This window comes from Tunturibacter gelidoferens, assembly GCF_040358255.1.
Classification (GTDB): domain Bacteria; phylum Acidobacteriota; class Terriglobia; order Terriglobales; family Acidobacteriaceae; genus Edaphobacter; species Edaphobacter gelidiferens.
The window spans coordinates 291952-317845 of the sequence record NZ_CP132938.1 but is presented as its reverse complement, the minus strand read 5'-3'; the positions used below and the strand labels follow the sequence as shown (position 1 = coordinate 317845).

Annotated in this window: 29 protein-coding genes and 1 pseudogene; 28 read left to right on the top strand and 2 right to left on the bottom strand. The window is 55.7% G+C overall.

Annotated features, from left to right (window positions below; all coding sequences use genetic code 11):
* Positions 1–19: 19 nt before the first annotated feature.
* On the bottom strand, positions 20–403 hold the full coding sequence (locus RBB81_RS01825; protein ID WP_353072508.1) for a hypothetical protein: 384 nt from the start codon (positions 401–403) through the stop codon (positions 20–22).
* Positions 404–670: 267 nt separating this feature from the next.
* Here RBB81_RS01825 and RBB81_RS01820 point away from each other — a divergent pair.
* From RBB81_RS01820 to RBB81_RS01740, 17 genes and pseudogenes are all read left to right on the top strand, one after another.
* Positions 671–1231 (top strand): annotated as a pseudogene (locus tag RBB81_RS01820) (carboxypeptidase-like regulatory domain-containing protein); the annotation flags it as partial.
* Positions 1232–1625: 394 nt separating this feature from the next.
* Entirely contained in the window at positions 1626–2273 is a 648-nt protein-coding gene (locus tag RBB81_RS01815; protein WP_353073979.1) for a hypothetical protein, read from the top strand.
* 249 nt (positions 2274–2522) lie between these two features.
* The gene (locus RBB81_RS01810) at positions 2523–4124 is read left to right on the top strand and encodes a TonB-dependent receptor (RefSeq protein WP_353072507.1); all 1602 of its coding nucleotides are present in this window, start codon (positions 2523–2525) and stop codon (positions 4122–4124) included.
* A gap of 24 nt (positions 4125–4148) precedes the next feature.
* Complete coding sequence (locus tag RBB81_RS01805) at positions 4149–4586, top strand: metallophosphoesterase (protein WP_353072506.1); 438 nt, start codon at positions 4149–4151, stop codon at positions 4584–4586.
* Positions 4583–5089: a metallophosphoesterase family protein gene (locus RBB81_RS01800; protein ID WP_353072505.1), complete on the top strand. Its 507-nt coding sequence runs from the start codon at positions 4583–4585 to the stop codon at positions 5087–5089. The genes RBB81_RS01805 and RBB81_RS01800 overlap by 4 nt, the downstream gene beginning before the upstream one ends.
* A 59-nt stretch (positions 5090–5148) precedes the next feature.
* Positions 5149–5313 (top strand): hypothetical protein, encoded by a 165-nt coding sequence (locus RBB81_RS01795; protein WP_353072504.1) that lies wholly within the window; start codon positions 5149–5151, stop codon positions 5311–5313.
* Positions 5310–6293, top strand: coding sequence for a phosphatidylinositol-specific phospholipase C1-like protein (locus RBB81_RS01790; RefSeq protein ID WP_353072503.1), 984 nt, complete (start codon positions 5310–5312; stop codon positions 6291–6293). Before RBB81_RS01795 ends, RBB81_RS01790 begins: the two co-directional genes overlap by 4 nt.
* A 260-nt stretch (positions 6294–6553) precedes the next feature.
* On the top strand, positions 6554–7129 hold the full coding sequence (gene efp, locus RBB81_RS01785) for an elongation factor P (protein ID WP_353072502.1): 576 nt from the start codon (positions 6554–6556) through the stop codon (positions 7127–7129).
* Positions 7130–7221: 92 nt separating this feature from the next.
* Complete coding sequence (locus RBB81_RS01780; RefSeq protein WP_353072501.1) at positions 7222–8289, top strand: hydrogenase expression protein HypE; 1068 nt, start codon at positions 7222–7224, stop codon at positions 8287–8289.
* 31 nt (positions 8290–8320) lie between these two features.
* Positions 8321–9913, top strand: a complete 1593-nt coding sequence (locus RBB81_RS01775) for a PAS domain-containing sensor histidine kinase (protein ID WP_353072500.1) — start codon at positions 8321–8323, stop codon at positions 9911–9913.
* Between the two features lie 3 nt (positions 9914–9916).
* Positions 9917–10606, top strand: coding sequence for a response regulator transcription factor (locus RBB81_RS01770; protein ID WP_353072499.1), 690 nt, complete (start codon positions 9917–9919; stop codon positions 10604–10606).
* Between the two features lie 339 nt (positions 10607–10945).
* Complete coding sequence (locus RBB81_RS01765) at positions 10946–12010, top strand: hydrogenase expression protein HypE (protein ID WP_183791507.1); 1065 nt, start codon at positions 10946–10948, stop codon at positions 12008–12010.
* Positions 12011–12031: 21 nt separating this feature from the next.
* The gene (locus RBB81_RS01760) at positions 12032–13828 is read left to right on the top strand and encodes a nickel-dependent hydrogenase large subunit (RefSeq protein ID WP_353072498.1); all 1797 of its coding nucleotides are present in this window, start codon (positions 12032–12034) and stop codon (positions 13826–13828) included.
* 37 nt (positions 13829–13865) lie between these two features.
* Entirely contained in the window at positions 13866–14456 is a 591-nt protein-coding gene (locus RBB81_RS01755) for a NifU family protein (RefSeq protein WP_353072497.1), read from the top strand.
* Positions 14457–14490: 34 nt separating this feature from the next.
* Positions 14491–15162: a DUF5947 family protein gene (locus RBB81_RS01750; RefSeq protein ID WP_353072496.1), complete on the top strand. Its 672-nt coding sequence runs from the start codon at positions 14491–14493 to the stop codon at positions 15160–15162.
* A complete protein-coding gene (locus RBB81_RS01745) occupies positions 15155–15805 on the top strand; it encodes a DUF6084 family protein (RefSeq protein ID WP_353072495.1) in 651 nt (216 codons plus the stop codon). Before RBB81_RS01750 ends, RBB81_RS01745 begins: the two co-directional genes overlap by 8 nt.
* Complete coding sequence (locus RBB81_RS01740) at positions 15802–16857, top strand: hypothetical protein (protein WP_353072494.1); 1056 nt, start codon at positions 15802–15804, stop codon at positions 16855–16857. Before RBB81_RS01745 ends, RBB81_RS01740 begins: the two co-directional genes overlap by 4 nt.
* Here RBB81_RS01740 and RBB81_RS01735 read toward each other — a convergent pair.
* Positions 16809–17111, bottom strand: coding sequence for a hypothetical protein (locus tag RBB81_RS01735; RefSeq protein WP_353072493.1), 303 nt, complete (start codon positions 17109–17111; stop codon positions 16809–16811). The two genes, RBB81_RS01740 and RBB81_RS01735, sit on opposite strands and share 49 nt — an antisense overlap.
* On the opposite strand from RBB81_RS01735, the gene RBB81_RS01730 reads away from it, so the two are divergent.
* Genes RBB81_RS01730 through hypB form a run of 11 tightly spaced genes read left to right on the top strand, consistent with a single transcriptional unit; the run spans position 17091 to position 25851 of the window.
* Positions 17091–17675, top strand: coding sequence for a hydrogenase maturation protease (locus tag RBB81_RS01730; RefSeq protein WP_353072492.1), 585 nt, complete (start codon positions 17091–17093; stop codon positions 17673–17675). The two genes, RBB81_RS01735 and RBB81_RS01730, sit on opposite strands and share 21 nt — an antisense overlap.
* A 37-nt stretch (positions 17676–17712) precedes the next feature.
* Positions 17713–17928 (top strand): DUF6893 family small protein, encoded by a 216-nt coding sequence (locus tag RBB81_RS01725; RefSeq protein ID WP_183791514.1) that lies wholly within the window; start codon positions 17713–17715, stop codon positions 17926–17928.
* 50 nt (positions 17929–17978) lie between these two features.
* A complete protein-coding gene (locus RBB81_RS01720) occupies positions 17979–18551 on the top strand; it encodes a YceI family protein (protein WP_353072491.1) in 573 nt (190 codons plus the stop codon).
* Positions 18552–18603: 52 nt separating this feature from the next.
* A complete protein-coding gene (locus RBB81_RS01715; RefSeq protein ID WP_179586086.1) occupies positions 18604–18924 on the top strand; it encodes a HypC/HybG/HupF family hydrogenase formation chaperone in 321 nt (106 codons plus the stop codon).
* A gap of 11 nt (positions 18925–18935) precedes the next feature.
* The gene (gene hypD, locus RBB81_RS01710; protein ID WP_179586084.1) at positions 18936–20063 is read left to right on the top strand and encodes a hydrogenase formation protein HypD; all 1128 of its coding nucleotides are present in this window, start codon (positions 18936–18938) and stop codon (positions 20061–20063) included.
* Positions 19997–21118, top strand: a complete 1122-nt coding sequence (gene hypE, locus RBB81_RS01705) for a hydrogenase expression/formation protein HypE (RefSeq protein ID WP_353072490.1) — start codon at positions 19997–19999, stop codon at positions 21116–21118. The genes hypD and hypE overlap by 67 nt, the downstream gene beginning before the upstream one ends.
* Positions 21119–21126: 8 nt before the next feature.
* Positions 21127–22311, top strand: coding sequence for an SIS domain-containing protein (locus RBB81_RS01700; protein ID WP_353072489.1), 1185 nt, complete (start codon positions 21127–21129; stop codon positions 22309–22311).
* Entirely contained in the window at positions 22298–22534 is a 237-nt protein-coding gene (locus tag RBB81_RS01695; protein ID WP_353072488.1) for a Uxx-star family glutaredoxin-like (seleno)protein, read from the top strand. The genes RBB81_RS01700 and RBB81_RS01695 overlap by 14 nt, the downstream gene beginning before the upstream one ends.
* Before the next feature lie 2 nt (positions 22535–22536).
* Positions 22537–24834 (top strand): carbamoyltransferase HypF, encoded by a 2298-nt coding sequence (hypF, locus tag RBB81_RS01690; protein ID WP_353072487.1) that lies wholly within the window; start codon positions 22537–22539, stop codon positions 24832–24834.
* A complete protein-coding gene (locus RBB81_RS01685) occupies positions 24827–25171 on the top strand; it encodes a hydrogenase maturation nickel metallochaperone HypA (protein WP_353072486.1) in 345 nt (114 codons plus the stop codon). The genes hypF and RBB81_RS01685 overlap by 8 nt, the downstream gene beginning before the upstream one ends.
* Positions 25168–25851, top strand: coding sequence for a hydrogenase nickel incorporation protein HypB (gene hypB / locus RBB81_RS01680; RefSeq protein ID WP_353072485.1), 684 nt, complete (start codon positions 25168–25170; stop codon positions 25849–25851). The genes RBB81_RS01685 and hypB overlap by 4 nt, the downstream gene beginning before the upstream one ends.
* The last annotated feature ends 43 nt before the right edge of the window (positions 25852–25894 follow it).

The following is a 25894-nucleotide window of genomic DNA, read 5'->3' as shown; positions in this document are numbered from 1 at the left end:
AATCGTCCGATACGGAAGCTTAACCTTTCCATTCCTGACGTAGCTGCAGATCGCGATAGCGTGGAACTCTCTTCAAGGACGTGAGGATTGCGGTGAGGACCCACTCGGAGGCCGAGATGTCGTGGATGCCGCGCCCGTCGCAGAGTACTATCTCCTTCGGCAGCCAAGGCCTAATCCAGTCAACGCCCGCCATCATCGATTGCACCACCTTGACGCCGCGCAAACGGGCGAAGGTCTCCCGGGCATCTTTGCGTGCGAAGACCAGGATCCAGAAGTCAACTTCGAGAATCGCCGATGGTCTGCGGGGAATTCGGACGATTTCTGCTTCGCGAGGAAAATCTACCAGCAACTGCGGAGCAAGGTTCTCGTCGACACCGACACGCACCATTGCATGAGTGTGCATGAAATCTGGTCCGGAAACAAAGCGAGGACCGAGGAAATTCACGATTCTGTAGCGTTGGTGATATCTGATATACGCAAATCGCGCACTATAGTGGTTCATGTGCTCAGAGGGAGCAGTACACCCTCACTGAGTTATCACCCGTATCTCTTATTAAAACTTCTGGAGTGTCTGTGAAACGCTTTTTGCTGTTTGTTGTCGCGGTTTGTTTTTTCCCAATAGGATCTGTCTCGCTGCCCGCAGTTTGAGACCGCCTCCGTCCTTGGGTATGTGCGCGATTCCTCAGGGGCGACCCTCTCCGGCGCAACCGTTTCCCTCGTCAACCAGGAGACCAAGGCTCAGGTGACCGCGCAAACCAATGATCAGGGCGCTTATCAGTTTACGGATGTAAAGATTGGCCAGTATCTGGTGACTGCGCAGGCGAGTGGGTTTGATGTCAGCACGACACAGATATTTACCGTTACCGTCAACGCTCGACAGCGCGTCGATGTAGCTTTGAAGATCGGATCTAATAGCGAGACGGTGACCGTCGACTCCGCTGCGGCGTTGCTTGAAACAGACAGCAGCGAACGTGGGCAGGTTATTGGAACGCGCGAGGTTGAAAATCTTCCGCTGAATGGTCGCGCCTACGCTGATCTCGCCGCGCTGGTCCCGGGTGTGCGTCGGAATATCCTCGAGAATTCGACTGACAGCAGCCGCGACGCGAGTTTCAATGTTAACGGTCAGCGCAGCGAATTCAATAACTTCCTGCTTGATGGTTTGGACAACAACGCATACGGCACCTCAAACCAGGGATTTTCTAATCAGGCTATCCCTCCATCACCAGATGCCATCAACGAGTTCCGCGTCGAGACTGATAACTATAGCGCCGAGTACGGCCGGTCTGCCGGAGCCGTGATCAACGTCAGTATACGTAGCGGCTCAAATCAGTTCCACGGCAAGGCCTACGACTACATCCGTAACACCGTCTTCAACGCTATCGGGCCGTTTACTCCTCCGACCAATCCGTTGACGGGCAAAGCGCAAAAGCCAATTCTGATACGTAACCAGTTCGGTGGCACGTTCGGGGGGCCAATCTGGAGGGATCACACATTCTTCTTTGCAGACTACGAGGGAACGCGACAGGTCGTCCATGCATTCAATGTGGCCACTATCCCGACAGCGAACCAACTCGGAACCAGCCCGCTCGCGATTGCGAACGGCGGCTACACCTTTCTTAGCAGCCGTGAAGAACGCAAACGGATCCTTTGGCGGAGCCGAGAGCGGTACTCCGGTGCCGCTGCTCAACCCGCTTACAGGTCAGAAGTACACCAACGGTGTCATTCCGTTCAACGATCCCTCGGTTTCGTCTTTTGCAAAAGGCGTGCTGGCTGCGCTTCCTGCGCCGAATGTTCCCGGCAGTCCTTTCGCCAACAACTATGCCTCGCTGCCGTCAGACACCATCAACGACGACAAGGGGGACATTCGCGTCGATCAGACTTTCAGCCAGCACACCACTGCGTTTGTCCGCTATAGCCAGCATCAGGGCAAGATCGTTTCGCCACCCAACATTCAAGGGCCTGCCGGCGGTAATAGTAATGGCACAGTCAATATTTTCAACCAGCAGATCGCCGGCGGCGTGACTCACATCTTCAATCAAAACTCGATCCTGGATGCGCGCTTCGCCTTTACCCGAACGGATGGCGGCAAGAGCCCTTATGGTGCGAATCTACCTAATCTGATGGACGGCATTCCGGGGCTTCCGACAGATCCGCAGGTGGTTCGCAGCTTGAATGTGCAGAGCGTCAACACGTTCTCTCAGTTTGGAAACCAGGGAAGCAACCCTCAGTTTCAGAATCCCTATATCTACAATCCGAAGGTGAACTACACGTAGATCGGTGGACACAGTACCTATAAAGTTGGCTACGAGTACCAGTCGATCTTTACCACGATCGATGACTTCAACCCTGTCTTCGGTCAGGATACCTACAATGGTGGTTTCAGCTACACCGGCGCCTCGACGGCAACGCTCAGTGCGGCGGATACTGGCACCAAAGAGGCTGCTGCACTGGCTGACTTTATCTTCGGCGCACGCAGTGCCTACCAGCTCAACAACTTTGTTATCGTCCACCTGAATCAGAGGATGCATTACTTTTATCTGCAGGACGACATAAGACTCAGCTCTCGCCTGACCGTCGATGCTGGTTTACGTTACGAGTTGGTGACGCCGCAGTGGGAGTCACAGAATCTGCTGGCTAACTTCGATCCGACCACGGATTCCCTTATCCAGGCTTCGTCCGGTTCCCTCTACAACCGCGCGTTGGTGAATACGCCGAAGCTGGATTTCGCTCCTCGCCTGGGTCTTGCCTACTCCGTCGATCAGAAGACTGTTATACGGGCTGGATACGGTATCAACTTTGCGCAGTTCAATCGCGAAGGCGGCGAGAATCTGCTTGTCTACAACCTGCCTAACATCGTCAACACTAATGTGAATCAGATCCCCTCGTTTGCGAATCCGGGCATTGTCGGCACAGCTAAGACGGAGTCCGTCTGTACGGCGGCACAGTTGGGAGCCGCTTTCGATCCTGCCAATCCGACGCCTTGTTTCAGAACCACGATGCAAGGCTATCCCACGGACTTTACCAGTCCGTCGATTGTTACTGCGGCCAGCAACGCCAGTACGCAAGCTCGCTATATCCCCAAGAACCTGCCTACGGGTTACGTTCAGAGCTATCACCTGACGGTACAGCGTCAGCTTGGTCCTTCCACCACCTTCGAGGTCTCCTACGTCGGAGAGCATGGCGTGAAGCTTCAGGTTCTCGCAGACTACAACCAGGCGAATGCGAATCCCGTTACGGCAACCTGCAATGGGAACCTCGTGACCTCTGGCTGCGTCAATCTGCTGAACCAGAACCAGGGGCGCCCGCTGAAGACATTCACTACGATCGAAGAGACGCTTCCCGCCGGCTTCCTCGGCTATAACGCGCTGCAGACAAAACTGGAGCATCGCGCCGGACACGGTCTGTATCTGCTCAACTCGTTTACTTACTCGCGGGCGCAGGACAACGCCAGCGGCCACCTGGATACTCCGAACGGTGATAACTCGCGCATCAATCTCACCAACCCACTTGGGGAACGTGGACCGTCGGCCTACAATCAACCGCTGAACGAGATTCTCACCCTTGTCTATGATCTGCCCTACGGCAAGGGCCGCATGTTCGGAGGCAGCGCACCGCTGCTTCTGCAGGAGGCATTGGGCGGCTGGCAGATCACGGCTATCAACAGCGCCAGCAGCGGCCAGGCAGTCAATGTAACTTATTCACCCGATTCTAACCAGTCCGTCAGCACCATTCTTAATCAACGCCCGAATCAGATCAGCAGTGCGGCCGTGCTGCCCAAGTCGAAGCGAGTGCGTGTGAACAGTAACCAGGGCATCACAGCGCTCAATCTGAACGCCTTCAGTCTGCCGGACCAGAACCACCCCTACGGCAACGCCGGCCGAAACTCCATCCGGTTCGATCCCTTCTATCAACTCGACCTTGGTCTGCATAAGAGCTTCGCTCTCTATCCCGAAGGCACGTCGTTTGACTTTAGCGTCGAGGCATTCAATATCCTCAACCAGACGAACCTTGGCTTTCCGGGAAGCAGTACTTTTAGTCCCACCTCCACCAGCTTCGGTGTCGTCACCGCTGCTACTACCGGTCCGGCCCGCATCCTGCAGTTTGCCGGGAAGATCATTTTCTAAGCAGAACTCAGAGGATCTTTCGTCATGGATAGAAGAAGATTCGTCTCCCTCGCCGGTGCTTCGCTCGGTAGCCTGCTCACTCAGAGGCTATGGGCGGAGCAGGTCCGGATGGCTGTCTCGCTCGACAAGTTCTACTTCGCGCTTGTCGCCGATACGCATATCATCGACGACTATTACGTCAAAGGTAGCGAGAACGGAGCGGAGGACAACGAGAGCATTCTGCTGACGACACCTCGACTCACTTCGGCTCGCGATCTCATTAACTCCTTGAACCCGGCCATTGAGCAGGTTTTCCTGATCGGCGACTACTTTCACAACTATCCTTCGACGGATTATGACTTTTACTTCAAGAACAACACGCGGCTTGACAATGCGAAGACGATCACGGACGGGTTCAAGATGCCGGTGCATCTTGGCTTCGGAAACCACGATTACGACGTGCGGAGAGTTTCGCGGAGATGAGCCATCGTCTCTTCGAAGCCAAGTTCAACACGAAGCCGTACTCTGTGCTGGACTACAAAGGTTACAAATTTGTCCACCTGAATAACTTCCTTGGCGGCACGCAGGATCACACATCTTCAGAGTTCAACCCGGGGATCGGCTTGCTCGGCGAAGAACAGCTTCACTGGTTTGAAGCCCAGCTGCAGCAGCACAAGCCTACCTTCGTTTTTGTCCACTACCCGCTGATTCAAAATAAGGCCACAGAGTTCGCTGATTATGGGCTGCAGCCGCTACTGGTGAAGTACCAAGAGACGATTCAGCTAGTCGTCTCCGGCCACAGGCACAAGTGGATCGACTATGGCCGCATCTATGGCCCGCAGCACTACGTCATGGCCGCCACACGTTATGATCCCAATGCGTACATGCTCATGGAAGTCGACACGAAACGGGCCACCTGGCGCTTCTTGAATGAAAGCCTCGTCGACTGGTCTACGCACTCTAGCAAGTCCTACCGCGCTATCTAGCGGGAAGACGCTTCGATTGCGATAACTTGAAAAGCTCCACGGAAATCAAAGGATACAGATTGCGCTCTCTCTCCTTACGCGTCTTTTCGGCAATGGTTCTGTCCGCATCTCTGGGCAGCAGTAGTTATTTCAACGCGCAGACTGCGGCGGCCGATGGTGCTCTCAAACTCAACCAGATCCAGGTCATCGGCACGCACAACAGCTATCACGCGGGATTGCGTTGAGCGAGTCGAAACTTTGGCAGGCGAAGTACGCCGATGCGTACAAGGGACTCGACTATCAGCATCAGCCGCTGCAGCAGCAGTTTGATAGCGGTGTTCGACAGATTGAACTGGACGTTTATGCCGATACCGAAGGTGGGCGTTATGCTCATCCGTCTGGTCCCCTGACGGTCGCGGCCGCCAACCTCCCGCCTGACCCCGACTTCGATCCTAACGGGGTGATGTTGAAGTCGGGGTTTAAGGTTATGCACGTTCGAGACGTGGACTATCGCAGCACTTGTCAGCCATTTATTGCATGCCTCGAGCAGGTTCGCCAGTGGTCGCAGGCTCATCCGAAACACATTCCAATCTTCATCCTCGTTGAGACCAAACAGGGCTCTCCGGGGAAGCTCAAGCTTACTGAACCCGAACCATTTACCTCTGCCACTTTTGACGCACTCGATGCCGAGATCCGTTCCGTCTTTCCGGCCAGCGAACTGATCACTCCTGATGATGTGCGCGGCCACTACGATACGCTCAACGAAGCGGTTCTCGCGGGAAATTGGCCAAGCCTCGACAGCGCACGCGGCAAAGTTATCTTTCTGATGGACCAGCGTGCCGTAGGCCCTGTCTACGTTGCCGGTCATCCTGCTCTGCGTGGCCGCGTTCTCTTCACTAATTCCGAACCTGGCGAGCCCGATGCCGCGTTTATCGAGCGCAACGACGGTCCTGAAGCGGATATCGCATCGCTCGTTCGCAAGGGATATCTCATCCGCGCTCGCACCGACTCGGACACGAAGCAGGCTCGTGCCAACGACACTACGATACGCGACGCTATGATTGCAAGCGGAGCTCAACTGCTGAGCACCGACTATCCTGTCAACGAACCCGCTCGCTGGCCAGGGAATTATGTTGTCACGCTTCCTGGAAAGGCGGTCGCGCGATGCAATCCGATCAGTGCTCCGACCTGCAACAGTGGTTTGCAAGGGGACTCAGCTAATTAGCTCCGTTAGCCTGTTTGCCGAGCGATCTGTTGCGTTACGGTTTGATGGTAGGGCGTGAGAAACGATCCCGTTAAGTCAGTCCCATGGAGCCGGTAGTTCGTGGCTCGGTCGCGACGTTTTGCATGCCTCGAAGGATTGTAGCGTTGGCCAAACGAAACTAATGCTGTGCCTCCCTGCTATCCTATGGTCATTCGCAGTTTAGGCAATGAAAGAGCTAGGCCGCTGCAAAATCTGTACGTTAGTTTGTATTCGGGGAAATTATGGCTGCATTGATCGACGCCATCGATGTGAAACGCAAGATGTTCTTTGAGTTTGAAAACGTTCCGTTCTGCTGCCTGGAGGCGGAGATTTCTACTCCGACGGCTCGGGGCGGCCAGACGCTGGTCCGTTTGAGAATGCGTAACATGCTTACGCGCGCAGTCTTCGACAAGACGTTCAAGGCCAGCGACAAGTTCAAGGAGCCGGATCTGCAGACGGTTGGGGCATCCTATCTCTACAGCGACGGAGATGGCTCGTACTTTCTGGACCAGGAGAGCTTCGAAACTCTCTCCCTCAGCGATGAGATTGTAGGGGATGCACTGGACCTGCTGGTCGAGGGTGTTCTGATTCAGATCGACAAATATAACGGCAATCCAATCGGGCTGCAGCTGCCAGTTCAGGTGGAACTGTCTGTTGCGTACACCGAACCGGGCGTTCGCGGCGACACTTCGAGTGGCAGCGTGACCAAGCCAGCCAAACTGGAGACGGGTGTGGAGATTCGCGTACCGTTGTTCATCAAAGAAGGCGAAAAGATCAAGGTGAACACAGAGACGCGGGAGTTCGCCGGGCGGGCCTGATTCGTCGGAGCGCTGTTTGCGGAGTCCCGGGTCTCTCGAAGAGATTGATAGACGCCTGACTTGCCTAAGTTCTCTTTCGAGCACAAGATGTTATGGAACGTCTTGCCGGAACGCAATCCCAAGGGGGATTCGTGGAGAGCTGGGATCAGCATTCACCGCCGATCAAAGAAATCAATGTGCTTTGGATTGCTGCGGGGTTAGGTTGCGACGGAGACACAATCGCGATGACGGCCGCAACGCAGCCCAGCATTGAGGATGTTGTCCTAGGGGGAATTCCCTGGATCCCAAAGGTGAACTTCCATAACCCTTTTCTATCTATTGAAGTTGGCGAAGACTTTCTGCGCTGTTTCCATCTGGCTGCGGCGGGCAAGCTGGAACCCTTCATCCTTGTTGTTGAGGGCTCCATCCCGAATGAGAACAATAAACCGGAGGGATACTGGGCGTCGCTGGGCACAGATGCGACGACCGGGCAGCCAATTACAACGTGCGAGTGGATCGACCGGCTGGCCCCCCATGCCTGGGCGGTGATTGCCGTTGGAACCTGCGCGACGTACGGCGGAATTCACGCGATGGCGGGCAATCCAACCGGGTGCATGGGGCTTCCTGACTATCTCGGATGGCGGTGGAGATCCAAGGCTGCAGTCCCGATCGTTTGTGTTCCGGGCTGTCCTGTCCAGCCGGACAACTTTATGGAGACTCTGCTGTATCTGCTTTACATGGCTACCGGACATGCACCTATAATTCCCCTCGATGAGCAGTTGCGCCCCACCTGGCTCTTCGGAAGCACAGTGCATGAGGGTTGCGATCGTGGCGGTTACTATGAGCAGGCGCAATTTGCAGAGCAGTATGGATCGCCGTTATGCATCGTAAAACTCGGGTGCTGGGGACCGGTGGTCCAGTGCAATGTCGGCAAGCGTGGATGGATGGGCGGGATTGGCGGATGCCCGAACGTAGGCGGCATTTGTATTGGGTGCACGATGCCAGGATTTCCGGATAAATTTATGCCATTTATGGACCAACCACCCGGATCGCTTCTCTCGTCAGCAGCTGTTCAGACCTATGGACGAGCGATTCATGCACTACGCAAATTCACTCAGGCATCGCTCAATAAAGTGCCAAGCTGGCGGCAGCAAAGTATTTCCCCGGGCCAACAACGCTGACTAGGAAGCGCCAAGCCGAACGGAGCGAAGAATGGCTTCACTTGCTAAGGCCGAATGGAAAGACCGTGAGGTTGGCGTTGAAAACAGCGCGCTGCTGCCAGACCTGAACGAGGCGGAGGCGGTTCTGCTCGAGTTAGCAAGTCTGTTCGGGGGTAGAATACAGTCTTCACCCTCCGAGAGTGAGCAGCCAACTGGGGACCCATCCACGCAGACCCCTGACGCTCACACTTCGAGCCTCGAAGCCAAATACCGCGCGCTACTTGAACAAATTCCTGCCGTGGTTTTCATGGTCTATCTGGATCGCGGCATCAGCGAGGCATACGTCAGCCCTCAGATCGAGGAGGCACTCGGGTTCTCGCGAGAGGAGTGGCTGGAAGACCCTATTCGCTGGTATGAGCACATTCATCCGGACGACAAGCAGCGCTGGAGCCTGGAGGCCGCGGGCATGTTTCTCTCCGGCAAACCGCTGCGGTCGTCCTATCGGGTCATCGCACGCGACGGACATGTGATCTGGTTTCACTGCGATGCGAAGATGATGCGTCGGCCCGACGGCCAGCCCTGGTTCATACACGGTGTTGCCTTTGATATCTCTGACCTGAAGCACACAGAGGAGGCGCTCCACCAGGAGCGCAACGTCGTCTCCGCCATTCTCGACACTGTCGGCGCGCTGGTCGTTGTTCTCGATCCGGATGGACGCATCACGCGATTCAACCGAGCCTGTGAGCTGACGACCGGGTATTCGCTGGAGGAGGTCAGGGGCAAACGCATCTGGGATTTTTTTCTCGTGCCTGAAGAAGTGGAACGCTTCAAGTCGATCTTTTCGCAACTGAGCGCGGATCTGCTGCCGGAGGACTACCAAAGCTATTGGGTTACTCGGCATGGGACGAAGAGACTCATCGCCTGGTCAAGCACCATGTTGCCGGGTAACAACGGAACACCCAACTACATCATCGCAACCGGCATCGACATTACCGAGCGCGAGCAGTTGGAGAAAGCTCTCCTGAACATCAGCTCAAGAGAACAACGACGCATCGGTCAGGACCTGCATGACGGTCTGGGGCAACATCTGACGGGCATCGCCTTTATGGCGAAGGTTCATGAGGCTAAGTTGGCGGAGAAACGCCTGGCCGAGGCCAACGATGCAGCCAAGATCGTCCGATTGGTGAATGAGGCGATTTACAAGACGCGAGAGTTGGCCCGAGGTCTACTACCCGTTGTCTCCGATACCCATGGGCTGATGTCAGCGTTGCTGCTCTGGGCTGCGGAGGTAGAGGATATCTTCGGAATATCCTGTCGTTTCGAGTGCGAACCTGCCGTTTTGATCTATGACGACGCGATGGCCACCCACCTCTACCATATCGCTCAGGAGTCAGTGAACAATGCTCTGAAGCATGGCCGCGCACGTAAAATCCTTATTCGTCTGTCAGCTGAGAATGACCGCGGTACATTGTCGATTCGTGACGATGGAGCCGGCATCGAAGAACGTCGCGAAAACAGTCAAGGCATGGGACTTCACATCATGAACTATCGAGCGGCCATGATCGGCGGAACGCTAGAGGTTGCGCCCGAGCCACTCCATGGAACGACCGTGACCTGTATCTTCCCCCTGAAACCCGGTACGTAGACTATGGCTTCGACAAACATTCCGGGGCAGTCTTATGCGGGCAAGAGAACCGTCTTCGTAGTCGACGACCATCCACTTTTGCGTCAGGGACTGGCTCTATTGATTAACCAGCAGCGAGATCTTGAAGTCTGCGGCGAGGCCGAAGAGGCGCAGGCTGCGATGCAGGCGATCTCTCAGAAGAAACCAGACATCATGATCGTGGACATCTCTCTCAATGGTCCGGACGGGCTGGATCTGCTCAAAAACATTCGAGCCTCCCATCCAGATCTGCCTATATTAGTTCTCTCCATGCATGATGAGGCCATCTATGCGGAGCGTGCCCTGCGCGCTCGTGCGAACGGCTACATCATGAAGCAGGAGGCTACGGAGAAGGTGCTGATTGCCGTGCGCCGCATACTTGGCGGCGAGGTGTATCTGAGCGATCGCATGGCCAACAAGATGCTTCAACAGTATATTGGCGGCTCTCCGGCGGCGCTCCACTCTCGAATCTCCACGCTCTCTGATCGCGAGTTGGAGGTGTTCTGCCTGATCGGCGAGGGCCGCGGCACGCGTGAGATTGCCGAGGAGTTGCACCTCAGCATCAAGACGGTCGAGACCTATCAGGCACACATCAAAGAAAAGCTTCGCCTGCACAGCGGGCGTGAGCTGATCCAGCATGCAATTCAGTGGAAGATCGACGAGAAGACAGGTTGACTTCCTGTGAGCTGCCCAATTAGTTCCGTTGGGCTAGACGGCGCGACGTTTCGTTCAGTCATTTCTTCTCAATCTGAATCCAATGCGATTCGCATGGCAAAACGTTCTTGCAGATTCGCATCAGGTAATCCCCTAGCCCCCGCTAAGTAAGAAGTATGAGAAAGAAATAGGGTCAGTCCCGCTTGCGGGTTCTGCATGACAACCTCTCTACTGGCTACGCTTCGCCGATTGTCGGGGAGTTTCCCTTCAGGCGATTTGCACCTCAGGTTTCGCGTCTCAACGCGCGGCCTGCAATCTTCAGGCAAGACCAGCCCGTATCCGAAGAGGAGAACCCAGGTTATGGCTCAAGAAACAGTCCCTTACGGCCGAGTCACTCAAAAGAAACCTGCTGTGGCTGAGCTGCATATTCTGTGGATCACCGCTGGTCTTGGGTGTGACGGAGACACAGTGTCCATCACCGCAGCTACGCAGCCTAGTGTCGAGGATGTTGTTCTGGGCGCGATTCCCGGCCTGCCCAAAGTCCACCTGCACAATCCAGTTCTCGCCTACGAAAATGGCGATGACTTTATGAAGTACTTCTACATGGCGGAGCAGGGAAAGCTCGAGCCGTTCGTGTTGGTTATAGAAGGGTCTATCCCCAACGAAAAGATCAAGAAGGAGGGGTACTGGGCAGCTTTGGGCACCAATCCGAACACCGGACAGCCGATCACGACCAATGAGTGGATCGATCGACTGACGCCTAAGGCACTAGCTGTCGTGGCCTGCGGCACCTGCGCGACCTATGGCGGAATCCACGCTATGGAGGGCAATCCCACCGGCTGTATGGGACTGGCCGATTATCTGGGGTGGGACTGGAAGTCCAAAGCTGGTCTTCCGATCGTGAATGTTCCTGGTTGCCCGGTGCAGCCTGACAATTTTATGGAGACACTTCTATATCTCCTTTATCAGGTGGCCGGTCTGGCGCCGATGATTCCTCTCGACGATCAACTGCGGCCAACCTGGCTCTTCGGCAAGACAGTACACGAGGGTTGCGACCGAGCGGGGTACTACGAGCAAGGTGACTTCGCCACTTCTTATGGCTCGCCGAAGTGCATTGTGAAGTTGGGATGCTGGGGTCCTGTTGTGAATTGCAACGTACCCAAGCGTGGCTGGATGGCCGGGATCGGTGGTTGCCCGAATGTGGGCGGCATCTGCATTGGCTGCACCATGCCGGGCTTCCCGGACAAGTTCATGCCGTTTATGGACGAGCCGCCCGGAGGCAAGCTGTCGAGCGGCGCGATCGGCGTCTATGGTAAGGCGATTCGGGCTTTGCGCAAGATGACCAACGACACGGTGAATAAAGAGCCGAAGTGGCGTCATCCTCGCGCCGAACTAACCACTGGCTACCACCCCAATTCCTACTAACGAAGCCAAGGAGAGATTACGATGGGCACGATTACCGCTGTACGTACAGAGGCAGAGGCCGACAAAAGCCAATTGGTAGAGATGAATTGGGATCCAATCACCCGGATCGTCGGCAGTCTCGGCATCTTTACCAAGATTGATTTTGGCAAGCGCAAGGTGGCGGAGTGTCACAGTACCTCTTCCATATTTCGCGGCTATAGCATCTTCATGAAGGGCAAAGATCCGCGCGACGCTCACTTCATCACCAGCCGTATCTGCGGTATCTGTGGCGACAATCATGCTACGTGCGCGACGTATGCACAGAACATGGCCTTTGGTGTGCGGCCGCCTGCCATCGCAGAGTGGATCGTGAACCTCGGCGAGGCTGCCGAGTATATGTTCGACCACAATATCTTCCAGGACAATCTCGTCGGCGTGGACTTCTGCGAGAAGATGGTGAAAGAGACCAATCCGGGCGTCTGGGAAAAAGCGACGAAGACCGCCGCGCCGCACGCGGAGCTGCATGGCTTCCGCACCATCGCCGACATCATGACGGCCCTCAATCCGTTTACGGGATCATTCTATCGCGAGACTCTCCAGGTGAGTCGTTACACGCGTGAGATGTTCTGTCTGATGGAAGGCCGTCACGTTCATCCCTCCACTCTGTATCCTGGCGGCGTGGGTACGGTGCCTACTGTGCAACTGTTTACGGACTATATCGTCCGGCTGATGAAGTATGTGGAATTCATGAAGAAGGTTGTGCCACTCCATGACGATCTCTTCGACTTCTTCTACGAAGCTCTCCCCGGTTACGAGGAGGTGGGCCGCAGGCGGATTCTTCTCGGATGTTGGGGCTCGTTCAATAACCCAGATGTCTGCGACTACACCTATCAGAAGATGACAGACTGGGGCCGCGGCATGTTCGTCACGCCGGGCGTTGTGGTTGACGGCAAACTAGTGACGACGGATCTGGTGGATATTAACCTGAACATCCGCATTCTGCTTGGCAGTTCCTACTATGATGACTGGCAGAACTCCGAGACCTTCGTCCGGAAAGATCCCCTCGGAAATCCAGTCGATCAGCGTCACCCCTGGAACCAGAGCACGCTACCCAGGCCTCAGAAGCGCGACTTCAAAGACAAGTACACCTGGGTGATGTCGCCGCGTTGGTATGACGCGAGGACGAAAGACTATCTTGCACTTGATACGGGCGGCGGCCCGATCGCGCGTTTCTGGGCGACCGCGCTGGCCGGCATCGTGGATATTGGCTACGTGAAGGCAACTGGACATAGCGTCAAGATCTATCTGCCCAAGACCGTCTCGCTTCCAGAGGTAGAGCTCGAGTGGAAGATTCCCAAGTGGAGTAATGCCATTGAACGAGATCGGGCTCGAACTTACTTCCAGGCTTACGCTGCGGCAGCTGCACTACATTTCGCCGAGCAGGCGTTGGCGGAGTTGCATGCCGGCCGCACGAAGACGTGGAACGACTTCAAGGTGCCCGAGGAGGCCATCGGTTGCGGCTTCCACGAAGCGGTGCGCGGAGTCTTGTCGCACCATGTTGTGATCCGCAATCACAAGATCGCCAACTACCACCCCTATCCGCCGACTCCGTGGAACGCCAATCCCCGCGACATGTACGGAACGCCGGGGCCCTACGAGGATGCGGTGCAAAATACACCTATCTTCGAGGAAAACGGGCCGGATAAATTCAAGGGAATCGATATCATGCGCGCCGTGCGCAGCTTCGATCCATGTCTGCCCTGCGGCGTACACATGTACCTCGGAAATGGAAAGGTGCTGGAGACCTCTCACTCGCCGATGTTCGGTTTCCAGCCGTAGTTCGTACTCATGACCGATTGAAGGTTGAAGGAGGCGTGTGGCTAACGACGGTGAGTTTCAGGAACAGGTCCGGCACTTGGGCAAGTTGGTCACACAATTTGACGAGCTGCCGGATAGTGCCGCAAAGGTTGCGGGCAGGGAGTTAGTGCAACTTCTTATGGAAGTGCATGGTAGAGGCCTGGAACGGGCGATGGAGATCGTCTTCGATGCTGGAAATTTTGCTCCGGGGATCGTTGACAAGATGGGGCAAGATCCAATCGTCGGTAACTTATTGTTGCTTTACTCTCTGCATCCGGACGAGTTCAAAATTCGCGTACAAAAAGCGATAGAGCGTATGCGTCCTCGTCTACGCAAACTTTCCTGCACGGTCGAGCTTGAGGACTTACAGGAAGGTGCCGTTCGTGTTCGTCTATCGACTTCCGGTCATAGCTGCGGATCATCTACGAACGATCTGCGGTCGATTGTGGAAGACGGGATGTACGAGTTTGCGCCGGACGTGACATCGATAGAAGTTCTTGGGCTGGAAGAGCCAACGCCTGTGGGCTTTGTCACACTGGAAAGCTTATTGGGTCAGCGACTCGCAGGGGTAGGCACCGGCAATTCCCTGGAAAGAGATGGTGTCGATTGAGAGCGCCTTCGACCCATGACGAAAAGAGTTCGCTATGAATGAAGAGACCCTGCCACCATTCGAACAGGCCTTCGGAGCACTTCGTCAGTTCACGCGCACACGAAGCTCCGAATCGCGTCCGCTGGAGCAGTGCGAGTTATGCAGCGCCGGACTTGCGCAGGACCACCCGCATTTGGTGGAACTGATTTCACGGCAGATACTCTGTGCCTGCGATGCATGCGCGATGCTCTTCGACGGAATGGAGAAGTCAAAGTATAAGCGTGTCCCCCGACGTGCTCAGTATCTGACCGACTTCGAAATGACCGACGGGCAGTGGGAGAGTCTGCTCATTCCGATCAATATGGCGTTCTTCTTTCGTTCGAGCATTGAGGGCCGAGTCGTCGCGCTCTATCCAAGTCCGGCGGGCGCGGTCGAATCGCTGCTGCCGCTCGAGGCATGGAATGAGATCGCAGATGGGAATCGTGCGTTAAGTCGCCTCCTGCCCGATGTCGAGACCCTGCTGGTCAACCGGGTAGGCCATGCTCATGGGCTTACTCGGGCCGAGTACTATATCGCACCGATCGACGAATGTTACAAATTGGTGGGGTTGATCCGTACCAACTGGAGAGGACTCTCCGGAGGGGCCGATGTCTGGACAGAGATAGGCCGCTTCTTCTCCGATCTCCGATCGAAGGCAGATGTAGTTAGCGGAGAAGCCAATGCCTGACCTGAGCTTTCAGATCGAGGGAGCGAGCGTTGTTCCATTTGCAGCTGCGCCGACACTCGCTTTCAAACTTAAGATCATGAACGCCGCGGCTAACGAGTCGATCCACACCATCGCTCTGCGTTGTCAGATTCAGATTGAAGTCACCCGTCGACGCTATCCTCCAGAGGAGCAAGAGCGCATGCTTGACCTCTTCGGAACGCCCGACAGGTGGAGCCAAACGCTGCGCAACCTGCTTTGGACCAACCTCAATATGGTCATTCCTGCTTTCGCGGGCACAACTACGGTAGCCGATCTTCACGTCCCCTGCACCTTCGACTTTAATGTCGCTGCCACCAAATATTTTGAAGGGCTCACGGATGGTGATATTCCTCTCAATATCTTTTTTAGCGGGACAGTCTTCTATGCGCCGCCGGATAGCGGACTGCAGGTAGCGCCTATCTCCTGGGAGCAGGAGGCGAGATTCAAACTCCCGGTAAAGGTCTGGCGCGAGATGATGGACTCCTACTATCCCAATCATGTCTGGCTGAGTTTGCGTCGGGATGTCTTTGATCGGCTCTATCGCTACAAGATGCAGCACGGTATTCCCAGCTGGGAGCAGACGCTTGAAGAAGTTCTCCCCATGGAAGTGGCGGTGAAATCGTGAATCTGGATCGGGTGGAAAAGATCGCTGAGGCTGTGCTCTACGAGGGATACATGCTGTATCCGTATCGGCCGTCTTCGGTCAAAAATCAGCGACGTTGGAACTTCGGAGTGCTTTGCCCTCAGGCTTACAGCGAACTGCAGCAGGGATCTGATGCCTGGACGATGCAGACCGAGTGCCTGCTCAAGGCAACTCCATCCACAATGCTCAGCGTGAAGCTACGTTTCTTGCAAATAGTGCAGCGCTCAATCGGGAAGCTTCGCGCGTCAGGAAAGGAGGAGCCTGAGGGCGTTGAACCGGAGTTCGATATAGTCGATCGTCTCGAAGTAGATAGCCGTGTATTTCAACCATGGCAGGAGGCCGTTGAACGAGAACACACCTCTGCCGCGCTCGATCCTGCGTCGCTCTCGTCGCTTGCTCCTCGATATCTGGCGTTCCCTGCGGGGAAAATTTTTGAGTATCTGCATGATGAGCAGGGAAGGGCCGTCGGAGTGATTGTGCGCGAGTGGGAGAATCTAACTGCATCGATACAGTTCGGTTCAACACAGAGCTCAGACGGAGTCTTCAGGGTAACGGTCCGCGTCCGCAATGTCTCCCCCTTTGAATCTCTGGCAACTACGGACCGTGAAGACGCACTCGCGTTCTCGCTGGTGTCTGCCCATACTATTCTGGGCATCGATCAGGGAGAGTTCATCTCCTTGCTCGATCCTCCGGCGGAGTTCAAAGATGTTGCCGCCCTGTGCAACAACGTCGGGACATGGCCAGTGCTGGTTGGAGATCATGCGGAGACGATGCTCTCGTCGCCAATCATCCTCTATGACTATCCGCAGATCGCTCCGGAGAGCGCGGGTAATCTCTTTGACGCAACCGAGATCGACGAGATCCTCTCCCTGCGAATCCTTACACTGACGGACGATGAGAAGCGCGAGATGAGGCAATCCGACGACCGTGCACGAGAGATTCTGGAACGCACTGAGACGATGCCGGAAGAGCAGTTCATGAAACTTCATGGTGTGTTGCGCGGGTTGACTCCGCTCAAGGAGGAGGTGCGATGAATCAATGGGAGTGGAGCCTTCTCGAAGATAAGGAGCAGGTCGACCATGTGGTAATTGGAGGAGCTGAGGTAAGGACAGGCCATCGCGTTCGTCTGAATCCCCATGAGGGTGGGGACATACTTGACCTTGCGCTGCGCGGCCAGATCGCGACTGTCGAGAGCATTGAACAGGACTACGAAGGCCAGCAGCACATCTGTGTGGTTCTCGAGGACGATCCCGGCCGCGACCTGGGGATGCTGCGTCAGCCGGGGCATCGCTTCTTTTTCAAAGTGACCGAGGTTGAACCGCTCCCGGAAGAAGAACAGTGTGAGAAAAAAAATGTTTCGCAACCCCGTATTCTGATCGCCGGCATCGGCAACATCTTCCTTGGAGATGACGGCTTTGGAGTGGAGGTTGTACGTCGCCTCTCGGGCTGCGCTCTGCCCGAAGAGGTACGCGTCATTGATTTCGGTATCCGTGGCCTTGACCTTGTTTACGCCCTACAGGACCGTTATGAGACCACCATTCTTATCGACGCCTATCCTCACGGACAAGCGCCGGGGACAGTCTCCGTCGTCGAACTGGACCCAAACGAAGCTGCCGAACCGTCGGGCAACTTCGTTGAGCCGCATAGCATGCATCCGATGAACGTCCTGCGCATGGCGAGCGCAATGCATAGACCTCTAAAACGAATTCTATTGGTTGGCTGCGAACCGGCCACGCTGGGCGGGGACGAAGGGCATATGGGGCTTAGTCAACCTGTTGAGGTTGCTGTGGAGCGAGCGGTGAAGACGACCGAGACGTTGATAAAAAAAATCCTGGAAAGCGACCCCGTGTGAGGGCTGCCTGAAGAAACTGCGGCAAAGGAGAGTCGATATGTCGATGGAACTGGAAGGATCAACGACCAACGGAGTAGGCAACGATAAGGAAACTCTTTACATGCTGGGAGGTGTGGCCCTGGTGGTGTTTGGAGCTGGATTGATTCTTTCCAATCCGTCCATTCGCCGTTATATGTCCCAAATAGGAATCGGCAATCTCGCCCAGGTGGCGATGCCTGATGTTCAACGCTATCTAAAGATGCGGGCCATGTAGACAGACCCGGCGCGGCAGCAGGATGGAGCCTGCAGCATGTGACAAATTCAATGGAAACGACAAAAACCACGCTTGTTCATTACGTCGTCGATGCAAGGGCGAGTCGATTAACGGTGCATGCCTTTGCCACTGGACTGTTGTCAGCAGTGGGACACAATCCGACTATCGGCGTTCGCAACTTCAGCGGCGACGTGAACTTCAGTCCGGAAGCGATCCAGGGCAGCGAATTCAAAATGAGCATCCAGGCGAATTCGCTGAGCGTTCAGGACGACATCGCCGATAAAGATCGCCGTGAGATCGAAAGGCTGATGAACGAGCAAGTGTTGGAGACGGCAAAGTATCCCGAAATCGTTTACGAAGCACCTATGCTCTCAATCACCAGGATGGGAGAGTCTTTGTACACTACCGTTCTAGACGGCAGCCTGGCGCTCCACGGCGTCACACGTAGGCAGCCGGTTACTGCTCGTGTCGCTGTCTTCGGGACGATGCTGCGAGCCTCGGGTGATTTCATCCTGAAGCAGACCGACTACGAGATCAAACCGATCTCCGTGGCGGGAGGAGCGATCAAACTCAAGGATGAATTGAAGTTCTCCTTCGAGATGGTAGCGCGGGAAGAGGAGTGACAACTATGAGCTTCGTGTTAGAGAATCGTGCGTCCGGGAAGGGAGTCAGTCAATGTGCCTAGCCATACCAGGCAAGATTATCGAACTGGTTGCCGGTCCTAATCTTGTAGGCGTCGTGGAAGTAACTGGAGTGCGGCGCAAGGTCCAGTTGGGCCTTCTCGAAGATGACATGCCGAAGATCGGCGACTGGGTGTTGATCCATGTCGGATTTGCTATGTCCAAGATTAGCGAGCAAGATGCCGCAGAGCAGATGCGCCTTCTCACAGCTCTGGGCGAAGTCGAACAAGTCATGGAAGAAGTGCGGGGGTATGGTCTCGAAGACCGCGCCGACCGCGCCGGTCCGATCCCACTGAACGGGACGCGTTACTCCTAGGGAGATTGAGCATGCAATATGTGGACGAATTTCGTGACCCTGAACTGATCACCAAAGCCTCCGAAGAGATTCGCCGTCTCGCCGATCCCAGGAGGCATTACCGCATCATGGAAGTATGTGGTGGCCACACGCATGCCATCTATCGCTTCGGGCTCAAGGATATCCTGCCTTCCAATATCGACCTCATCCACGGCCCCGGCTGTCCGGTCTGCGTCTTGCCCATGGGAAGGATCGATGATGGATTGGCTATCGCCAAAGACCCAAACACCATCTTCGCGGCCTTCGGCGACATGATGCGAGTACCAGGAGCACACGGCAGCCCACTGGAGCACAAGGCTCGCGGAACCGATGTGCGGATTGTATATTCCCCCGCGGACGCGTTAGAACTGGCCAGAAAATTTCCAGAGAAGGAAGTCATCTTCTTCGCGATCGGATTTGAGACGACGGCTCCTTCCACTGCGCTCACGCTGATGAGCGCCAAGGCAGAGGGTATCCATAATTTTTCTGTCTTCTGTAATCACGTCACCATCGTGCCTGCAATCCGCGCCATTCTCGATTCTCCGGATATGCGTCTCGATGGGTTCATCGGACCAGGGCATGTCTCAACGGTGATCGGTTGCAGACCTTATGAATGGATAGCCAGGAATGAAGGCAAACCCGTAGTTACTTCCGGCTTTGAGCCACTGGATCTGCTGCAATCCATCATCATGCTTTTGAGGCAGCTACAAGCGGGCGAGGCCAAAGTCGAAAATCAATACAAGCGTGTGGTGCCATGGGAGGGTAATCGCGCAGCTCTCAAGGCAATGGCCGAAGTCTTCGAGCTGCGGCCTTACTTTGAATGGCGCGGACTTGGATTCATTTCCCAGTCAGCATTGCGGATTCGTGAAAAGTATGTCGCCTGGGACGCCGAGCAACGCTACTCTGTTCCGGAGACACGAGTGACGGACCCGAAGTCGGCGCAATGCGGAGAAGTTCTAAAAGGCGTTTTGAAACCAGCGCAGTGTAAGTTGTTCGGGAAGGAGTGCACTCCCGAACATCCAATCGGTGCGCTTATGGTTTCGTCAGAGGGCTCATGCGCAGCATATTACAACTACGAGTACCGCAAATCGCTGGTGACGAGGATCAGCTCCGTGGCCTGAAGATTGAAACTACGGCTGCGAGTTCGCCATCTGTGGTTCGATTTCGCGATCCTCAGATTGAAATGGCGCACGGAGCCGGTGGGAAGGCTAGCCGAAGACTGGTCGAGGGCCTGTTTGCGCCGCTTCTGTATCCCGCCTCTCGAAAGCCGCTAAGCGATGCCGCGCATCTCGAGGTGGGGGGTGCGCGAATCGCCTTCACGACCGACAGCTTTGTTGTCAAGCCTTTACATTTTCCCGGTGGCTCAATCGGCGAACTAGCCGTCAACGGTACTATGAACGATCTCGCAGTCTCCGGGGCCAAAGGCATTGCCATGACCGTGACCTTCGTTCTCGAAGAAGGCCTTCCTACGGCGGACCTCGAAGCCGAAGTCCGCGCGATGTCTGGAGCTCTTAAACGGGCGGGAGTCGTGATGGCTGGTGGAGATACTAAGGTGGTCGAACGCGGCAAAGCCGACGGGATGTATATCACGACCGCGGGGATCGGTACCCCGCTGCCTGGCGTCAAAGTCGATGCCCGTTCGGTGCGTCCAGGCGACAAGATCCTCTTATCCGGTCCGATTGGCGATCACGGAATCACCATTCTTCTGGCGCGCGGTGAGCTCGACTTCGAAGCAGATTTGTACTCCGACACGCGGTCCGTTCTGCCGTTGGTCGAAGCGCTGGCGGCAGAATGCGGCCCTGGAATTCACTGGATGCGCGATCCGACGCGCGGAGGCGTAGCTACCGCTCTCAATGAACTGGCGCGCGATAGTGGCCTGGGAATTGAATTGCTCGAGGAAGAGATCCCCATGCATGATGCGGTTCGTGGCGCCTGCGAGCTCCTCGGATTGGATCCTCTCCACATCGCGAACGAAGGCCAGTTTCTTGCTGTAGTTTCTCCGGAGTATGCTGCCATCGCGTTGAACTCGTTGCAGCAGACGGCGGGTGGTGAAGAAGCCCGGATTGTTGGGCAGGTTCGAGTCGAGCCAGCCAACGCAGTTCTGGTCATCACTCGCTACGGAGGCAGTCGGATCGTAGACATGCTGGTCGGCGATCCTCTGCCGCGGATCTGTTAGGACCTCGTATGCAAACTGCCGTCAATCTCGCAGCACACATTAAAGAACGGTTGCTCCTGCGCAACGAGATTCTGGAAAGCTTCTTTTCTCAGGAGGCTCGCGCACTGGCAGTCGCCTGTCGTGAGATGTCGGAACGCTTTCTAAGAGGCGGCCGTTTGCTGGCATTTGGACGCGGACCGTACTCGACCGATGCCCAACACGTCTCCGTGGAGTTCGTTCATCCTGTGATCGTTGGCAAACGCGCGCTCCCTGCGCTCGATCTCTCAGCACTCCTGCGCCCATGGCTTGATGCCATTCTTCGCCCGGAAGATATTGTGATGGGCTTCGGCCCACCCGAAGGAGATCCTGAGGTGTGGGAGGCTTTAGAATCGGCGGAGGCGCAAGGGGCAATGACCTTCGCTTTGCCCGGCCCATGCGGATCCTACGCACTCAAGGCAGCGACTCAAGACCCATTTATCCACCAGGAACTGGTCGAAGTCTTTTATCACACCCTGTGGGAGACAGTTCACGTCTTTTTGGAACACCGGGAACTGGGCCAAGATATAGGTCAAACAGAGTTTCTCTATCCTTTCCTGGGTCAGAAGAAGCAGGAGACTGAGGGCATAGTCAACGATGTCGCTGCTTCCATCCAAATGAAAGTTCACGACGACACCCTGTTGCGGACTCGCCTCGCGACAGAACAATCCGAACAGATCGGTGCTACGGCTCTTGCAGTACGAGAGCGCCTGTTGCGTGGCGGAAAGTTGATTCTCTTTGGTAACGGCGGCTCAGCGACGGACGCCAACGATTGGGCGATGGACTGTGTGCTTCCTCCAATCGGATACCATACCGTCCCTGCGATATCTCTCTCTATGGAGCCAGCCACCATAACCGCGCTGGCTAACGATGTGGGGGTCGAGGTGATCTTTTTGCGCCAACTCCTCGCACACGCGAAACCGCCGGACGTCGCGATCGGAATCTCCACCAGCGGCGGCTCTCGCAATATCGTGATGGCCCTGGAAGAAGCGCGCAAGCGTGATCTGCTGACGGTTGCTCTTCTGGGCAACGACGGCGGAGAGATCTATCGCCGAGGATTGGTTGACTATCCAATCATTGTTCGCAGCGACTATATTCCGCGCATTCAAGAGGTGCAGGCGTCCGCATATCACGTGCTTCGGGAGGCATTGGAGGTGTTGAGCCATGGCCAATCTTGAGCTCTATGGGAGTGCTCGATGCCCATACACGCAGGAGTTACGTGAGTGGCTGGAATGGACGAGGCGAGACTTCACGGAGTACGACGTGGAAGCCGATTCCGACGCACGCGCGCGCATGCATGCCCTCGACAGCAGCGTACGCACGGTTCCGGTGCTGGTGGAGGACGGCAAAGTAATTCAGGTTGGTTGGCAAGGCAGGGGTTGCATCGTGGAGTCAGAATAAACATGGCAAGCGCCTGCTCAATTCGTGTACGCGGCGTGGTGCAGGGAGTTGGTTTTCGCCCTTTTGTGTACCGTCTGGCATATGCCAACACACTGGCCGGGTGGGTGCTCAATGGCGACCAGGGAGTGGAGATTCATCTCGAAGGCGCCGAGCGGGACATGGAAACGTTCGTTCAAGAGATGCGAAGCAAGCATCCGTCCGCTTCCACCATCTCCGAAATTGAAGTCGAACCCGCACACTACGAGGGGCTGAACGAGTTCACTATTCGAGAGAGTCATCGCGCCGGCCGCCCTGTTGTTCATGTCTCACCCGATCTCCCTGTCTGCGAGGACTGTTTGAAGGAATGCTTCGACTCATCGGATCGGCGTTATAGATATCCCTACATCAACTGCACGAACTGCGGACCTCGCTACAGCGTCATCCTCGCCTTACCTTACGATCGAGCCAGCACCACCATGATGGCGTGGCCGATGGATGCATATTGCGACTCCGAGTACCACGATCCTGCGAATCGCAGGTTTCACGCACAACCTGTAGCTTGTTCCAACTGCGGGCCGAATGTAACGCTCCGCCAGAACGGACTCGACCTCGCTAGTGGTTGGGATGCGGTCCGAAGAACAGCGGAACTTCTCTGTGAAGGTAGAATCGTCGCGATCAAAGGGCTTGGCGGATATCATCTAGCCTGCGATGCACGCAACCCCATAGCAACCGCTGCCCTGCGAGCCAGGAAGTATCGTAAGGAAAAACCCTTTGCCCTCATGGTCAAAGATATCGGGGCAGCAAGCCGGTTAGTTTTTCTTACCTCCGATGCCGAGGAGTTGCTCACTTCCTCAGCTCGTCCGATTGTGCTGGCACAGGCTCGGCTCGAACTTGAAGGCGTTTCGCCTGACAATCATGACCTCGGTTTGATGTTGCCTTACACGCCACTTCAGCACCTTCTCTTCGCCGCGGGTGGACCGGAAGCGCTTGTAATGACCAGCGCCAACCGATCGAACGAGCCAATTGCCTATGAGGATGCGGACGCGCTGAGGCGGCTCTCCGGAATCGCGGATGCGTTTTTAATCGGCGAACGTCCAATCGCGCGTAGAGTAGACGATTCAATAGCCCGTGTCGGAGCATTCGGTCCGGTGGTGTTTCGCCGGTCTCGAGGTTACGCGCCCAACGCAGTCGCAAGACTGCCAATCAAGCGCCCGGTGTTGGCCCTGGGATCGGACCTAAAGAACACGATTACGCTGGTAGTCGACGGTCACGCTTTTGTGAGCCACCACATTGGCGATCTCTCGCATTATCAAGGGTTCCAGGCTTTTGCAAAGACCATTGAAGATTTCATCTCGATGTATGACATCGACACTGGCGACCTGCTTGTAGTGCACGATTGTCATCCTCAATATGCTTCGACAAATCATGCCGCTACACTCCTGGCTCAGGAGACGCGGGCGATACAGCATCATCGCGCTCACCTGGCTTCTGTCCTTGCAGAACGTGGCGAGTGGGAGAAGAGCATTTTAGGCGTGAGCTTCGACGGGACCGGCTTCGGCGATGATGGCAGCATCTGGGGCGGCGAAATCTTTATAGGAAGTCTTGAACGAGGTTTCGAGCGCGTTGCCCACTTGCGCGCAGCGACTCTCCCCGGAGGTGATGGCGCCGCGCAGTGTCCAGTACAGGCCGCATCCGGTTTTCTGGTTCAGATCGATGGTTTGCCCGACTTGACCCAGCCGCCTTTCCACTTTACCTCACACTATCAGGACGCCGTGCAATTGATACACCACAACGTGCGCACCTTTTCGACGACCTCCGCCGGCAGGCTATTTGATGCAGCTGCCGCGTTATTGGGTTTTGTGAGAGAGAGCACGTTTGAAGGTCAGGCTGCGATTTGGCTGGAGCAACTGGCACGCGACTCTGCGAGTGTGGAAGCCTATCCTTTTCCCATCACTAACGGGGAGCTCGATTTCCGCCCGCTGCTCGAAGCAATGATTCGTGATCGGCTGCGCGGACGCGGAGTGTCTGATATCGCGCGCTGTTTTCAACGTGGAGTCGCTGCGGGAACCACCGAGCTTATTCTTCAACTCTGCAGTAGCCGCGCGATTGATACGGTTGTACTCTCGGGAGGCGTTTTTCAGAATGAACTGCTACTTGAAGACTTGAAATCGCTCCTCCTGCCCCACCGTCTCGATATCTGGACGAACCACGCAGTGCCTCCTAACGATGGCGGGATCAGCCTTGGGCAGGCAGCGCTTGCTGCATTCGGCAACTTCAACGATGTGAAGCATTCCGTTCGCGAAGGAGTCGTTCATGCATGAGCTTTCGATTGCGATGAGCATCGTGGATATGGCACAGGAGGAAGCGGAGCGGCGCAACGTGCACATAGAAGCGGTCCATTTGGAGCTTGGGGCTCTCTCGGGTGTGGTGAAGGAGGCGCTTCTATTCTCTTTTGAGATAGCTTGCGACGGTACCCCGCTCCAAGGTTCACGTCTGGTAGTGAAAGATGTGCCCATAGAGGTTTACTGTCCGGCATGCAACATGCCAAAGACCCTGGCATCCATGCAGTGGTTTTGTTGCCCTGACTGCGGTACCCCGGCGTCTGAAGTGATCCATGGAAAAGAACTCGTCATCACCGCACTGGAGCTTAAACAATGAGCCCTGAACCGCGCCTGTTAGAAGTTCGCAAAAACGTTCTCAAACAAAATGATGTGATCGCACGGGCTCTGCGGGACCGGTTTCGCGCGCAGGGAACCTATGTGATTAGCCTCGTCTCGAGTCCTGGAGCCGGTAAAACTACCTTTCTCGAAAAGACTCTTACCGTGCTCAGGCCGCATTATCGCGTAGCTGCACTGGTAGGCGACCTGGCGACGGAGAACGACGCGCTGCGGCTCGCACGCAGTGGCGCGCCAGTGCGGCAGATTACCACCGGAACGCTCTGTCACCTTGAAGCGGCAATGGTGGAGAACTCCTTGAAAGATTGGAAGTTAGGCCAGCTGGATCTGCTCTTCATCGAAAACGTGGGCAATCTGGTCTGCCCCGCGTCTTATGATTTAGGGGAAGATCTGAGGCTCGTGTTACTTTCCGTGACGGAAGGCGAAGATAAGCCGCTCAAATACCCGACTATCTTCAACGGCGCCGACGCAGCAGTCATCACCAAGATCGACCTTGCAGCGGCGGTCGAATTCGATGAACTGACTGCCAACGCGAACATCCAGGCGGTGCGGCCAGGAATGCTCGTATTCAAAGTATCGGCAAAGACCAACGAGGGAATGGATGGTTTCTTGCAGTTTCTTGCGCAAACACATACTCGAAGTTCACAAAATACTCCTGTGTAGACGTCGGCATGCTGAAATGCATCGAAACAGGAGTAGAAAGCAG

Coding starts and splice junctions, on each gene's coding strand:
- RBB81_RS01775 (WP_353072500.1), top strand. CDS start 8,321: ATGGCTTCACTTGCTAAGGCCGAATGGAAAGACCGTGAGGTTGGCGTT.
- RBB81_RS01760 (WP_353072498.1), top strand. CDS start 12,032: ATGGGCACGATTACCGCTGTACGTACAGAGGCAGAGGCCGACAAAAGC.
- RBB81_RS01745 (WP_353072495.1), top strand. CDS start 15,155: ATGCCTGACCTGAGCTTTCAGATCGAGGGAGCGAGCGTTGTTCCATTT.
- RBB81_RS01765 (WP_183791507.1), top strand. CDS start 10,946: ATGGCTCAAGAAACAGTCCCTTACGGCCGAGTCACTCAAAAGAAACCT.
- RBB81_RS01720 (WP_353072491.1), top strand. CDS start 17,979: ATGGAAACGACAAAAACCACGCTTGTTCATTACGTCGTCGATGCAAGG.
- RBB81_RS01715 (WP_179586086.1), top strand. CDS start 18,604: ATGTGCCTAGCCATACCAGGCAAGATTATCGAACTGGTTGCCGGTCCT.
- RBB81_RS01730 (WP_353072492.1), top strand. CDS start 17,091: ATGCTGCGTCAGCCGGGGCATCGCTTCTTTTTCAAAGTGACCGAGGTT.
- RBB81_RS01750 (WP_353072496.1), top strand. CDS start 14,491: ATGAATGAAGAGACCCTGCCACCATTCGAACAGGCCTTCGGAGCACTT.
- RBB81_RS01805 (WP_353072506.1), top strand. CDS start 4,149: ATGGATAGAAGAAGATTCGTCTCCCTCGCCGGTGCTTCGCTCGGTAGC.
- hypE (WP_353072490.1), top strand. CDS start 19,997: ATGCGCAGCATATTACAACTACGAGTACCGCAAATCGCTGGTGACGAG.
- RBB81_RS01725 (WP_183791514.1), top strand. CDS start 17,713: ATGTCGATGGAACTGGAAGGATCAACGACCAACGGAGTAGGCAACGAT.
- RBB81_RS01810 (WP_353072507.1), top strand. CDS start 2,523: ATGCATTACTTTTATCTGCAGGACGACATAAGACTCAGCTCTCGCCTG.
- hypD (WP_179586084.1), top strand. CDS start 18,936: ATGCAATATGTGGACGAATTTCGTGACCCTGAACTGATCACCAAAGCC.
- RBB81_RS01825 (WP_353072508.1), bottom strand. CDS start 403: ATGCACACTCATGCAATGGTGCGTGTCGGTGTCGACGAGAACCTTGCT.
- hypB (WP_353072485.1), top strand. CDS start 25,168: ATGAGCCCTGAACCGCGCCTGTTAGAAGTTCGCAAAAACGTTCTCAAA.
- RBB81_RS01700 (WP_353072489.1), top strand. CDS start 21,127: ATGCAAACTGCCGTCAATCTCGCAGCACACATTAAAGAACGGTTGCTC.
- RBB81_RS01685 (WP_353072486.1), top strand. CDS start 24,827: ATGCATGAGCTTTCGATTGCGATGAGCATCGTGGATATGGCACAGGAG.
- efp (WP_353072502.1), top strand. CDS start 6,554: ATGGCTGCATTGATCGACGCCATCGATGTGAAACGCAAGATGTTCTTT.
- RBB81_RS01735 (WP_353072493.1), bottom strand. CDS start 17,111: ATGCCCCGGCTGACGCAGCATCCCCAGGTCGCGGCCGGGATCGTCCTC.
- hypF (WP_353072487.1), top strand. CDS start 22,537: ATGGCAAGCGCCTGCTCAATTCGTGTACGCGGCGTGGTGCAGGGAGTT.
- RBB81_RS01695 (WP_353072488.1), top strand. CDS start 22,298: ATGGCCAATCTTGAGCTCTATGGGAGTGCTCGATGCCCATACACGCAG.
- RBB81_RS01770 (WP_353072499.1), top strand. CDS start 9,917: ATGGCTTCGACAAACATTCCGGGGCAGTCTTATGCGGGCAAGAGAACC.
- RBB81_RS01780 (WP_353072501.1), top strand. CDS start 7,222: ATGGAACGTCTTGCCGGAACGCAATCCCAAGGGGGATTCGTGGAGAGC.
- RBB81_RS01800 (WP_353072505.1), top strand. CDS start 4,583: ATGAGCCATCGTCTCTTCGAAGCCAAGTTCAACACGAAGCCGTACTCT.